This window comes from Bradyrhizobium sp. PUT101, assembly GCF_052043945.1.
Taxonomy (GTDB): Bacteria; Pseudomonadota; Alphaproteobacteria; order Rhizobiales; family Xanthobacteraceae; genus Bradyrhizobium.
Window position 1 is genome coordinate 3,751,315 of sequence record NZ_CP197207.1, and the last position, 13,057, is coordinate 3,764,371.

Consider the following 13,057-nt stretch of genomic DNA (forward strand, 5'->3'; position numbering starts at 1 on the left):
GACCATGACCAAGCTTTTCCTCACCTCCCTCGTCATCGGCACCCTGTCGGTCGCCGCGGCGGCCGACGCCAATGCCTGGACGCGGTCGGCGACGACGACCGGGCCGCGCGCCACCTCCCACGTCACCGCGACGGGAAGCTGCGCCAACGGAAGCTGCACGCGCAGTGCGACTCGCACCGGTCCCGCCGGCAACACCTACACCCGCACCGGCACGATCTCGCGCTGACGCCGCGCCGCCGTCGCCGCGTCAGCCCCGCGCGGCGACGGCCGATCTCGTCGAATCAGAAAGGATCAGCACAGTGCCATCGATTTTCCGTTTCCTGCCGCAAGCTGCAGCCATCGTCGTCCTCGGCGCTTCGACGTCCGCGTTCGCCCAGAGCCAGCTGCAAACGCAGATCACGCCGAAGATGCGCAGCGAAGCACGAGCGACCATGCAGGCCTGCCGCGCCGACTATCGCCGCCTCTGCAGCGACGTCGCGCCGGGTGGCGGACGCATCCTCGCCTGCCTGCAATCCCACGCCGGCCAGCTCACCTCGACCTGCGCACAAACGCTGCCTCGCGCGCAGGCAGCGGGGGACAGCGCCGCCACCGGCGCCGCACCGAAATAGGAGGATGCCGTGGGCTACGCCTCACTTCTGCTCGATCCGACGCCCAGGCGCGTGGTCCTGGCGACGGCGATCTGCCTGATGCTGCTCGAGTACGGCATCGGCCGGCTTGCCCATCGCGACACCCACGACTGGCGCGAGAGCGTTGCCTCTTTCGGCGTGGCCCTCGGACAGAACCTGCTGCGTGCGATCGAGGCCGGAATTCTCGCCGTGCCGTTCGCGTTCCTGTACGAGCACCGCCTGTTCGACTTCGCGCAGACCGGTCCGCTTGCACTCGCAGGATTATTCCTGGGCAGCGAGTTCCTGTACTACTGGCAGCATCGCGCCTCGCATCGCATCCGCTGGATGTGGGCGACGCACGCAGTGCATCACTCGACGACGCGACTGAACTTGACTGCGGCGATCCGGCTCGGCTGGACCGGAAACGTCTCGGGCAACTTCCTGTTCTTCCTGCCACTGGCGCTGATCGGATTTCATCCGTTCGCGATCGTGGCAATGCTCGGCATCAACCTGCTCTATCAATTCTTCATCCACAGCCAGTTCGGGCCGAAGCTCGGCATCCTGGAATGGGTGCTCAACACGCCGAGCCACCATCGCGTGCACCATGCCTGCAATGAGCCGTGCCTCGACAAGAACTACGGCGGCATCCTCATCGTGTTCGACCGCCTGTTCGGGACCTTTGCCGAACGGCCCTCCGACCAGCCGCTCCGGTTCGGCCTAGTCAGCGGCGTGCAATCCTTCAACCCGATCCGGATTGCGCTCGGCGAATGGATCGCGATGCTGGGCGACGCCTGGAAGGCACAGGGCGCGAGCGCGAAGCTCCGCGCCCTGTTCGGCCCGCCCGGAGGCTGAGCGCGCGCCGGCGCTCAAATCTTCTGATTGTACTCGCCGACTTCAGGATGCGTGCGCAACACGATGTTCACCATCTCGAACATGTCGTGCATGCGCTGCTCGGAGACCGGGCTCTCGACCACGACGACGAGTTCGGGCTTGTTGGAAGAGGCGCGCACCAGGCCCCAGCTGCCGTCCTCGACCGTGACGCGGACGCCGTTGACGGTAACGAGATCGCGGATCGCCTGCCCCCCGATCTTTGCGCCCTTCGCCTGCAAGCCTTCGAAGTGCTTCACCACCTTGTCGATAACGCCGTATTTGACCTCGTCGGCGCAATGCGGCGACATGGTCGGCGACGACCAGGTCTTCGGCAGCGCATTCTTCAGGTCGGCCATCGACTTGCCGGGCGCGCGGTCGAGCATGTCGCAGATGGCGATTGCCGACACCAGGCCGTCGTCATAGCCGCGGCCGAACGGCTTGTTGAAGAAGAAGTGGCCGGATTTCTCGAAGCCCGCGAGCGCGCCCATCTCGTTGGTGCGGCGCTTCATGTAGGAATGACCGGTCTTCCAATAGGCGGTTTTGGCGCCCTGCTTCTGCAGCACGGGATCGGTGACGAACAGGCCGGTCGACTTCACGTCGACGACGAACTGCGCGTCCTTGTGGATTGCCGACATGTCGCGCGCCAGCATCACGCCGACCTTGTCGGCAAAGATCTCCTCGCCGGTGTTGTCGACGACACCGCAGCGGTCGCCGTCGCCGTCGAAGCCGAGGCCGACATCGGCCTTGTGATGCAGCACCGCGTCGCGGATCGCGTGCAGCATCTCCATGTCCTCGGGGTTCGGATTGTATTTCGGGAAGGTGTAGTCGAGCTCGGTATCGAGCGGGATCACCTCGCAGCCGATGGCCTCCAGCACCTGAGGCGCGAACGCGCCGGCGGTGCCGTTGCCGCAGGCCGCGACCACCTTGAGCTTGCGCGTCAGCTTCGGTCGAGAGGTGAGATCGGCGATGTAGCACGCCGGATAATTCTCGTGGAATTGGTAGGACCCGGCAGCCTTGTTCTTGAACTCGGCATTGAGAACGATTTCCTTCAACCGCGTCATCTCGTCGGGGCCGAAGGTCAGCGGGCGGTTGGCTCCCATCTTCACGCCGGTCCAGCCATTGTCGTTGTGCGAGGCCGTGACCATGGCGACGCAGGGCACATCCAAGTCGAACTGCGCGAAATAGGCCATCGGCGTCACCGCAAGGCCGATGTCATGCACCTTGCACCCCGCAGCCATGAGGCCGGAGATCAGCGCATATTTGATCGAGGCCGAATAGCCGCGGAAATCATGACCGGTGACGATCTCCTGGCGGACGCCGAGCTCGGCGATCAACGCACCCAGCCCCATGCCGAGCGCCTGCACACCCATCAGGTTGATTTCCTTCTGGAACAACCAGCGCGCGTCGTATTCGCGAAAGCCCGTCGGCTTCACCATCGGCTCGGATTCGAAGGCGTATGTGTTGGGCAACAATACGGATTTCGGCTTCGGGAACATTGAGACGGTCTCGTGAAATGGGGGCAGGATTTGCTGCAGCCTTAGCGAATGCCGGGCCGCAACGAAAGGCGGGAATGAAGGCTTATGGCCGATAATTGCGGCAGATTGGTAACGAAGAGACGTTGCCGCGAGGGCGGCCAGAGCAAAGATATTTTCTCGAAATGGACGGTCGTGCGATCGCGCGGGCTGGCCCTACTGCTCCAGCACCATCTGGCCGTTGGAATATTCGAATCGCTTCAGGCGGGACAGGAAGGAGAGGCCGAGAAGATTCTCGGAGAGCGCCGCGTCCGGCAGCACCATGGCATCGACGTCACGCACGACGAGGCCGCCGACCTCGAGCATGGCGATGCGCGTGCGCGCGGCCTGGATGGTGCCGTTGGCCGTTGAGACGGTGGCGTTGTACTCGCCGCGCGACGGACGGAGGCCAAAGCGGGCGGCCGAGGTCTCGTTCAGCGCAACGACGGAGGCCCCGGTGTCGATCATGAAGCCGATGCGCTGGCCGTCGATCCGGCCCTCGGTCTGGAAATGACCGCGGCCGTCGCGCGGGATGCTGAGGCTGCGGCCGCCGGCCGGCACCGTGGCCGCAACGGCGACCGTGGTGCGCGGCGCTGACGTTGCCGAAGCAGAGCTCATCTTGTCCGCCATCTGCGCCATGAAGGTGCCGAGGCCGATCATGACGGCCGCGATGATCATAATGTTACGCATCACACCACTTCCGAGCCGAAAACTCGATTTCACCACGCGACAGGGCTGGCCGCGAGCGGGGCTGCGGCCGGGCTCGTGTCATTTTGACGAAAAGGATGAGCGGACGGTTAATGCGATGGCCCGAACTTCTCCCCGCCTCCGGGACGAGCGAGAAGGCATCTCACGTCCCGCGCGGCTTCGCCCGCCTTGTCGGCACTGCGTTCGCCGGATCGTCCGGCCAGGGGTGGCGCGGGTAACGGCCGCGCAGGTCGGAACGCACGGCGGCGTAGCTGCCGCGCCAGAAGCCGGGGAGATCGCGCGTCACCTGCACCGGGCGCTGCGCCGGCGACAGCAATTCCAGCACCAGCGGCACTTTGCCCGCGGCGATCGAGGGATGGGTGTTGAGGCCGAACAATTCCTGGAGCCGCACCGCGATGGTCGGCCCCTGCTCGGCCTCGTAATCGATCGCGAGCGCGCTTCCGGTCGGCGCTTCGAAATGGGTCGGAGCCTCGCGATCGAGCCGCGCGCGCATGTCCCAAGGCAGCAGCGCCATCAACGCGTCGGAGAGATCGCCCGCTGAGATGTCCTTGAGCGCGATCTTGTCGTAGAGCGCCGGCACCAGCCAGTCCTCGCGCCGCGCGATCAATCCCGCGTCGGAGAGGTCGGGCCAGCCGTCGCCCTCGGCCTTGCGCAAGAACATCACGCGGTCGCGCCATTGTTTTGCGGTCTTCGACCAGGGCAGCCGGTCGAGACCTGCGGCGATCAACCCATCGGCAAGGATGCGCGCGGTCTCCTCGGAGGGCGACACGGCAAGTGTCGCCTCGGACAGCGTGATCGCATGCAGCGCGCGCCTGCGCCGCGCGCGCAGCGCCATCGCGCCGCGATCGAAGGAGATCTCGTCGGCGGTCTCGATATGCTCAGCGAAATGCCGCTCGATCTCGTCCTGGGTGATTTGCGCGGCGAGCAGGATGCGTCCGCTCGCCGCCGTCCCCGTCATCTCGCCGATCGCGATGTAGGGCGCGCGGGCGAGCGAGGAGGTCTGCTCGACGGAAGCGCCACGGCCGTTGGCCAGCACGAAACTGCCATTGCCGCGATTGCGCGCGACACGATCCGGAAAGGCATAGGCGAGCATCAGGCCGGTCGAGAGATCCTCGTGCTGCCCCGCCTTCTCCGACGCCGCGACCTGCGAGGCCCAGCGCCGCGCCAGATCGCGCGCGCTGGACGCACGCGGCGAGCGGTCACGGCGGAACTGGTCCCGCCGGTGCTCGAGATCGACACTGTCGCCGCCGAGCCCGCGCTCCGTGATGATGGCGGCGATCTCGGCGGCGTCCTCGCCGCTGCCTGCACGATGCGAATCCACGATCATGCGCGCCAGCCGCGGCGGCAGCGCCAGCGCGCGCAGGCTCTTGCCCTCGGCCGTGATACGACCGTCGCCGTCGAGCGCGTTGAGCTCGGACAGCAGACTTTTTGCCTCCTTCCAGGCCGGCTGCGGCGGCGGGTCGAGGAACGACAATGCGCCGGGATCAGTGACGCCCCATTGCGCGAGGTCGAGCACCAGCGAGGACAGATCGGCGCTGAGGATTTCCGGCTGGGTGTAGGGCGCAAGCGAGGCCGTCTGCGGCTCGTCCCAGAGCCGGTAGCAGACACCGGGCTCGGTGCGGCCGGCGCGGCCGCGGCGCTGGTCCACCGCCGCACGCGAGGCGCGCACGGTTTCGAGCCGGGTCAAGCCGATGTCGGCCTCATAACGCGGCACGCGGGCGAGACCGGAATCGACCACGATGCGCACGCCTTCGATCGTGAGCGAGGTCTCGGCGATCGAGGTCGCCAGCACCACCTTGCGCGAGCCCTTGGGCGCCGGCGCAATGGCGCGGTCCTGCACGGCGGCATCGAGCGCCCCGAACAGCGGCACGATCTCGATGGAGGCGTCCTGCACGCGTTCGCCGAGGAAATTCTGGGTGCGGCGGATCTCGGCGGCGCCCGGTAGGAACGCCAGCACCGAGCCGCCATCGGCGCGGAGGGCGGACGCGATCGCATCCGCCATCTGCCGCTCGATCGGCGCATCCGTCTTGCGGCCGAGATAGCGCGTCTCGACCGGAAAGGCGCGGCCCTCGCTTTCGACGACGGGCGCAGCGCCGAGCAATTTGGCCACGCGCGCGCCGTCGAGCGTGGCCGACATCACGAGGATGCGGAGATCCTCGCGCAGGCCGGTTTGCGCATCCCGGGCAAGCGCGAGGCCGAGATCGGCGTCGAGCGAGCGCTCGTGGAATTCATCGAACAGGATTGCGGCAACACCCGACAGCTCGGGATCGTCGAGGATCTGGCGGGTGAAGATGCCCTCGGTCACCACCTCGATGCGCGTCGCGCGCGATATTTTCGAGCCGAAGCGGACGCGATAACCGACAGTCTCCCCCGCGCGCTCGCCGAGCGATTTGGCCATGCGATCGGCACTGGCGCGCGCGGCGATGCGGCGCGGCTCCAGCACGATGATCTTCTTACCCTTCGCCCAGGGCGCATCCAGCAGCGCCAGCGGCACCCGCGTGGTCTTCCCGGCGCCGGGCGGCGCCACCAGCACGGCGGCGTTGTTGGCCTCCAGCGTGCGCGACAAATCGTCGAGCACGGCGTCGATCGGGAGGGGCGTGTCGAAGCTGCGGGGCAAGGTCTATCCACTCGTCATGCCCGGCCTTCGTGCCGGGCATCCACGTCTTGGACTAGAAAACAGACGTGGACGGCCGGGACCCGGCTCCGCGGACGCTTGGCCGGGCTTGCAGGTATTGGGGCGGCGAAGCATAGGCGAAGACGGCAAGCCCGGCCATGACGGAATTATTGGCGGCAGCGAATCGTCAGCCCTGCACAGGGGGCCGGCCGACGCTCTCGTAGGTGAAGCCGGCGGCTTCCATGTCTTCGGGGCGATAGATGTTGCGGAGATCGACGAGGACGGGCTGCGCCATGGTCGCCTTCAACCGATCGAAATCGAGCGCGCGGAACTGCACCCATTCGGTGACGATGACGAGCGCATCCGCGCCTTCCGCGCAGGAATAAGCGTCTTCGCAGTAGGTGATGTTGGGCAGCTCACTCTTTGCCTGCTCCATGCCGACGGGATCGAACGCCTTGACGGTCGCACCCATGTCGATCAGGCCTGTCACCAGCGGGATCGACGGCGCGTCGCGCATGTCGTCGGTGTCGGGCTTGAAGGTGAGGCCGAGCACGGCGATGGTCTTGCCGCGTAGCGAGCCGCCGAGCGCCTGGCTCACTTTCCGTGCCATCGCGCGCTTGCGGTTCTCGTTGACCGCCAGCACTGATTCGACGATGCGCAAGGATACGTCGTAGTCCTGCGCGATCTTGATCAAGGCCTTGGTGTCCTTCGGGAAGCACGAGCCGCCGAAGCCGGGGCCTGCATGCAGGAATTTTGTGCCGATGCGGTTGTCCAGGCCAATGCCGCGCGCGACCTCCTGGACGTTGGCGCCGGCTTTTTCTGAGAGATCGGCGATCTCGTTGATGAAGGTGATCTTGGTCGCCAAGAACGCGTTGGCGGCGTATTTGATCATCTCGGCGGTGCGGCGCTCGGTGAACATCAGCGGCGCCTGGTTCAACGATAGCGGGCGGTAGATGTCGCCCATTACCTTGCGGCCGCGCTCGTCGGAGGTGCCGACCACGATGCGGTCGGGGAACTTGAAGTCGCGGATCGCCGCGCCCTCGCGCAGGAACTCGGGGTTCGAGGCGACCACGACGTCGGCCGCGGGGTTCGTCTCGCGGATGATGCGCTCGACCTCGTCGCCGGTGCCGACCGGGACGGTCGACTTGGTCACCACGACGGTGAAGCCGGTGAGCGCTTGCGCGATCTCGCGGGCGGCGGCGTAGACGTAGGACAGGTCGGCGTGGCCATCGCCGCGGCGCGAGGGCGTGCCGACTGCGATGAACACGGCATCGGCACCCGCGACCGGCTTGGTGAGATCGGTGGTGAAGTCCAGCCGCCTGGCCTTGACGTTGGTCGCGACCAGTTCGTCGAGGCCGGGCTCGTAGATCGGGATCTCGCCGCGGTGAAGCGCCGCGATCTTCTTCTCGTCCTTGTCGACGCAGGTGACGTCATGGCCGAAATCCGCAAAGCAGGCCCCGGACACCAGTCCCACATAGCCCGTGCCGATCATCGCGATGCGCATGAAAAATCCTGTCCCAGCTTGGTTAACGAAAGCCCAATTCGCGGCGGTTTAGCATTTTCCCGAGGTCATGGAACAGCCCGGATGCAAAAACCGGCCCGCGATTTGAACCGGTAAAGAAGTCGGAAACCACTGGGCTCCAAACTGCCCCAGACCCACACAGGGACGGCGGAACACGCCTCGAAAAGGGACATCATGGCACGATCAGGCACAATCGCGGCGGCCGGGCTTTCCAGGGCCCCTTCTGCCGCGCGTGTCGACTGGGTCGACTACGCCAAGGGCATCTGCATCGTCATGGTCGTGATGATGCATTCGGTGCTGGGGGTCGAGCTCGCCGCCGGGCAGACCGGTTTCATGCATGTCGCCGTGGCCTTCGCAAAGCCGTTCCGGATGCCGGATTTCTTCCTGATTTCGGGCCTGTTCCTGTCTCTTGTGATCGATCGGGACTGGCGAACCTATCTCGACCGCAAGGTGGTGCATTTCGCTTATTTCTATGTCGTCTGGGTGACAATCCAGTTCGGCTTCAAGGCGCCCGCCTTCGCGGCGGAGACAAGCTGGCGCGACGTCGGCCTCTTGTATCTCGAATCCTTCATCGAGCCGTTCGGCACGCTGTGGTTCATCTATCTGCTGCCGATCTTCTTCGTCGTCACAAAACTGACACGCAAACTCCCGCCGCTCGCGATCTGGCTTCTCGCCGCCGCGCTGGAGACAGCACGGATCACGACCGGCTGGACCGTCATCGACGAGTTCTGCGCACGCTTCGTCTATTTCTATTCGGGCTACCTGTTCGCGCCTTACGTGTTCGCCCTGTCGGATCGCGCACGCAGCCATCCCGCGCTAGCGCTCGCAGCGCTCGCAACCTGGGCACTGGTCAATGCCGGCCTCGTCGCGTCTGGGGCCAGCGAATGGAAGCTCGTCTCACTCGTGCTCGGCTTTGCCGGCGCCTGCGCCATCATCACGATGGGCACGCTGCTCGCGCGCGCGCAGTGGCTCAATTTCCTCCGTTTCTGCGGCGAGCATTCGATCGTGATCTACCTCGCCTTCTTCCTGCCGATGGCGGCGACGCGCACGCTGCTGCTGCGCACGGGCGTCATTCCCGACATCGGCACGGTGTCGCTAATCGTCACCATCGCCGGCGTCCTCGGCGCGCTGGCGATCTGGCAGGTGGCGCTGCGGCTCAATGCGCGCTTCCTGTTCGAGCGGCCGGATGCATTCTGGATCGCGCCGAGAAAGACGGGACCGGTGTTGCAGGCGGCGGAGTAGCTGCGCTCCCGGTGTCGTCTCGCGAGAGCGGGGAGCCGGTCCCGGATCGGCGCTCCGCTGCGCTGCGCTTGTCCGGGACGACGAGAGGTGTGGGAATCGCGGCAAAAATCCGCCTCCCGAGGCTGTCAAACTCCGCAAAAACCCATACATTGCGGCCATGCCCAAGACATCGCCGAAGACCACCGCCAAAGCCGACCCCAAGGCCGCGCCCAACGCGGCCGCCGACACCAAGCCCGCTGCTGCCAAAGCTGCTGCCAAGCCGGTTGCGGCGAAGGCGGCCGGCAGGGGCGATCATGTGTTCCTGGTCGACGGTTCCTCCTACATCTTCCGCGCCTATCACGCGCTACCGCCGCTGAACCGGAAATCCGACGGGCTCCAGGTCAATGCCGTGCTCGGCTTCTGCAACATGCTGTGGAAGCTCTTGCGCGAGATGCCCGAGGACAACCGGCCGACGCATCTGGCGATCATCTTCGACAAGTCAGAGATCACCTTTCGCAACAAGATCTATCCGGAGTACAAGGCGCACCGGCCGCCGGCTCCTGACGATCTGATCCCGCAGTTCGCGCTGATCCGCGAAGCCGTGCGCGCCTTTGACCTGCCGTGTCTGGAACAGACCGGCTTCGAGGCCGACGATCTCATTGCGACCTATGTGCGACAGGCCTGCGAGCGGGGCGCCAGCGCCACCATCGTGTCCTCCGACAAGGATTTGATGCAGCTCGTCACCGATTGCGTCACCATGTACGACACCATGAAGGATCGCCGCATCGGCATCCCCGAGGTGATCGAGAAGTTCGGCGTGCCGCCGAACAAGGTGGTCGAGGTGCAGGCTTTGGCCGGCGATTCCACCGACAACGTGCCCGGCGTGCCCGGCATCGGCATCAAGACCGCAGCGCAACTGATCACCGAATATGGCGATCTCGATCAATTGCTGTTCCGCGCCGGCGAGATCAAGCAGCCCAAGCGGCGCGAGGCGCTGCTCGAGAATGCGGAGAAGGCGCGGATCTCGCGGCAACTCGTGCTGCTCGACGACAAGGTCGACCTGGAGGTGCCGCTGGACGACCTCGCCGTCCGCGAGCCGGACGCGCGCAAGCTGATCGCCTTCCTGAAGGCGATGGAGTTCACGACGCTGACGCGGCGCGTCGCCGAATATGCGCAGATCGATCCAGCCAACGTCGATGCCGATCCCGGCTATGCGAGCGGCGCCAGCGTCTTCTCGCCGCTGCCGCCCTCGGACGTCGTACCCGTACCGGGGACAGGCGCACCGGCGCAAGCCGCGCCGGGCGCACGCAACAAGTCGGCGGGCAAGGAGGACAAGGCTGCGAGCCCGAAGGGTGCAACGATCTCGCTCGCCGCCGCGCGCGAAGAGGCGCTGCGCAAGCTTCCGGTCGACCGCGGCAAATACCAGACGATCAAGACCCTCAAGGAGCTCAACGCCTTCATCGCGCGCATCCATGATGCCGGCCATGTCGCGATCGAGACGAGAGCAAACTCGATCGATCCGATGCAGGCCGATCTCTGCGGTATTGCGCTGGCGCTGGCGCCGAACGAGGCCTGCTATGTTCCGCTGGCGCACAAGCAATCCGGCGGGGGCGCCGGCCTATTCGACGCCGGCCTCGCGCCGGACCAGGTCAAGCATGCGGAAGCGCTCGAGGCGCTGCGGCCCGTGCTGGAATCATCAGGCATCCTCAAGATCGGCTTCGACGTCAAATTCACCGCCGTGATGCTGGCGCAGCACGACATCACCCTGCGCAACACCGACGATGCGCTCCTGATCTCCTACGTGCTCGACGCGGGCCGCGGCTCGCACGCGCTGGAATCGCTGTCCGAGCGCTGGTTCGGCCATGCCATGCTGAAGGAAAGCGAGCTGCTCGGCAGCGGCAAGGGCAAGATCACCTTCGACCAGGTGCCGATCGACAAGGCCGCGCCACTTTCGGCCGAAGGCGCCGACGTCGCCTTGCGCGTCTGGCGCGTGCTGAAGCCGCGCCTCGTCGCCGAGCACATGACCGCCGTTTACGAGACCCTGGAGCGACCGCTGGTCGCGGTGCTCGCACGCATGGAGCGGCGCGGCATCTCGATCGATCGTCAGGTCCTGTCCCGCCTCTCCGGCGACTTTGCCCAGACCGCGGCCCGCGTCGAAGCCGAGATCCAGGGGATCGCCGGCGAGCCGGTCAATGTCGGCAGCCCCAAGCAGATCGGCGACATCCTGTTCGGCAAGATGGGATTGCCCGGCGGCACCAAGACCAAGACCGGAGCATGGTCGACCACCGCGCAGGTGCTGGACGAGCTCGCCGAGCAGGGCCACGACTTCCCGAAGAAGATTCTGGAGTGGCGCCAGGTCTCCAAGCTGAAATCGACCTACACCGATGCGCTGCCGACCTATGTCAACCCGCAGACCCATCGCGTTCACACGACCTACGCCCTGGCCGCGACGACGACGGGCCGGCTGTCGTCCAACGAGCCGAACCTTCAGAACATTCCGGTGCGCACCGAGGACGGCCGCAAGATCCGCCGTGCCTTCATCGCCGCGCCGGGACACAAGCTGGTTTCCGCCGACTATTCGCAGATCGAGCTGCGGCTGCTCGCCGAGATCGCCGACATTCCCGTGCTGAAGCAGGCGTTCCGCGACGGCCTCGACATTCACGCCATGACGGCATCGGAAATGTTCGGCGTGCCGATCAAGGGCATGCCGAGCGAGATCCGCCGTCGCGCCAAGGCGATCAATTTCGGCATCATCTACGGCATCTCGGCGTTCGGGCTCGCCAACCAGCTCGGCATCGCCCGCGAGGAAGCCTCGGCCTATATCAAGAAGTATTTCGAGCGCTTCCCCGGCATCCGCGCCTACATGGACGAGACGCGCGACTTCTGCCGGAATCACGGCTACGTCACCACGCTGTTCGGCCGCAAGTGCCACTACCCCGACATCAAGGCCTCCAACGCTTCGGTACGCGCCTTCAACGAGCGCGCCGCGATCAACGCGCGGCTCCAGGGCACCGCCGCCGACATCATCCGCCGCGCCATGACGCGCGTGGAGGATGCGCTGGCCGCAAAGAAGCTGTCGGCGCAGATGCTGCTCCAGGTGCATGACGAATTGATCTTCGAGGTGCCCGACGCCGAGGTCGAGGCGACGCTCCCCGTCGTGCAGCACGTGATGCAGGACGCGCCGTTCCCGGCCGTGCTGCTCTCGGTACCGCTCCATGTCGATGCGCGCGCGGCGAACAATTGGGACGAGGCGCATTGAAGCGCTTCGCCTAGCCGAACTCAATTGTCCTCCGAGCAATTGCGTGATGGCATCCGGACCGCCGCGCATATTAGAACCTTTGCGTCCTCCGCACGGGTTCGTCCATGCCCCATACCTCCGCCCTGCTCGGCTTTGCCCTGGTCAGCCTTGGCCTCGTGCTCACGCCCGGGCCGAACATGATCTACCTGATCTCGCGCTCGATCACGCAAGGGCCGGCGGCGGGCATCGTGTCGCTCGGCGGCGTGGCGCTCGGCTTCGTGTTCTACATGCTGTGCGCGGCGTTCGGCATCACGGCGCTGCTGCTCACCATTCCGTTCGCCTATGACGCGCTTCGTTTTGCCGGCGCCGGATATCTGCTGTGGCTCGCCTGGCAGGCGGTGAAGCCGGGTGGACGCTCGCCGTTCCAGGTGAAGAAGCTCGCGGTCGACAGCCCACGCAAATTGTTCGCGATGGGCTTCGTCACCAATCTGCTCAACCCGAAGATCGCGATGCTTTATCTGGCGCTGCTGCCGCAGTTCATCGATCCCGCCGCCGGCAGCGTGCTGGCGCAGTCGGTGGCGTTAGGGGCAATCCAGATCGCGATCAGCGTCAGCGTGAATGCGATGATCGCGCTCGCGGCGGGATCGATCGCGTTGTTCCTGGCCAAACGGCCGAGCTGGATGCTGGTGCAGCGCTGGCTGATGGGCACGGTGCTGGCCGGGCTCGCGGTGCGGATGGCGGTGGAAGCGAAGAAGGTGTGAGGCTCGC

General features: G+C 65.8%; 10 protein-coding genes. 6 read left to right on the plus strand and 4 right to left on the minus strand.

Features of this window, described 5'->3' with window-relative positions; genetic code table 11:
- The first annotated feature begins 4 nt into the window (after positions 1-4).
- The 3 genes from ACSHT2_RS18345 to ACSHT2_RS18355 all read left to right on the plus strand — a co-directional run bounded on the left by ACSHT2_RS18345 (position 5) and on the right by ACSHT2_RS18355 (position 1,457).
- Positions 5-226, plus strand: coding sequence for a hypothetical protein (locus ACSHT2_RS18345; RefSeq protein ID WP_440635548.1), 222 nt, complete (start codon positions 5-7; stop codon positions 224-226).
- 73 nt (positions 227-299) lie between these two features.
- The gene (locus tag ACSHT2_RS18350; RefSeq protein WP_440635550.1) at positions 300-608 is read left to right on the plus strand and encodes a cysteine rich repeat-containing protein; all 309 of its coding nucleotides are present in this window, start codon (positions 300-302) and stop codon (positions 606-608) included.
- A gap of 9 nt (positions 609-617) precedes the next feature.
- On the plus strand, positions 618-1,457 hold the full coding sequence (locus tag ACSHT2_RS18355; protein WP_440635552.1) for a sterol desaturase family protein: 840 nt from the start codon (positions 618-620) through the stop codon (positions 1,455-1,457).
- A gap of 14 nt (positions 1,458-1,471) precedes the next feature.
- On the opposite strand, the gene ACSHT2_RS18360 is transcribed toward ACSHT2_RS18355, so the two are convergent.
- From ACSHT2_RS18360 to ACSHT2_RS18375, 4 genes are all read right to left on the minus strand, one after another.
- Positions 1,472-2,971 carry a phosphomannomutase/phosphoglucomutase gene (locus tag ACSHT2_RS18360; RefSeq protein ID WP_440635554.1) on the minus strand — a complete coding sequence of 500 codons (1,500 nt, stop codon included), beginning with the start codon at positions 2,969-2,971 and terminating at the stop codon, positions 1,472-1,474.
- Positions 2,972-3,163: 192 nt separating this feature from the next.
- The gene (locus tag ACSHT2_RS18365; protein WP_440635555.1) at positions 3,164-3,676 is read right to left on the minus strand and encodes a TIGR02281 family clan AA aspartic protease; all 513 of its coding nucleotides are present in this window, start codon (positions 3,674-3,676) and stop codon (positions 3,164-3,166) included.
- Between the two features lie 160 nt (positions 3,677-3,836).
- Positions 3,837-6,311, minus strand: coding sequence for an ATP-dependent helicase HrpB (hrpB, locus tag ACSHT2_RS18370; RefSeq protein WP_440635556.1), 2,475 nt, complete (start codon positions 6,309-6,311; stop codon positions 3,837-3,839).
- 184 nt (positions 6,312-6,495) lie between these two features.
- Positions 6,496-7,812 carry a UDP-glucose dehydrogenase family protein gene (locus ACSHT2_RS18375; RefSeq protein ID WP_440635557.1) on the minus strand — a complete coding sequence of 439 codons (1,317 nt, stop codon included), beginning with the start codon at positions 7,810-7,812 and terminating at the stop codon, positions 6,496-6,498.
- Positions 7,813-8,004: 192 nt separating this feature from the next.
- On the opposite strand from ACSHT2_RS18375, the gene ACSHT2_RS18380 reads away from it, so the two are divergent.
- From ACSHT2_RS18380 to ACSHT2_RS18390, 3 genes are all read left to right on the plus strand, one after another.
- A complete protein-coding gene (locus tag ACSHT2_RS18380) occupies positions 8,005-9,072 on the plus strand; it encodes an acyltransferase family protein (RefSeq protein ID WP_440635559.1) in 1,068 nt (355 codons plus the stop codon).
- Positions 9,073-9,229: 157 nt separating this feature from the next.
- The gene (gene polA / locus ACSHT2_RS18385; RefSeq protein WP_440635560.1) at positions 9,230-12,310 is read left to right on the plus strand and encodes a DNA polymerase I; all 3,081 of its coding nucleotides are present in this window, start codon (positions 9,230-9,232) and stop codon (positions 12,308-12,310) included.
- Between the two features lie 104 nt (positions 12,311-12,414).
- Complete coding sequence (locus ACSHT2_RS18390; protein ID WP_440635561.1) at positions 12,415-13,050, plus strand: LysE family translocator; 636 nt, start codon at positions 12,415-12,417, stop codon at positions 13,048-13,050.
- Positions 13,051-13,057 lie beyond the last annotated feature (7 nt).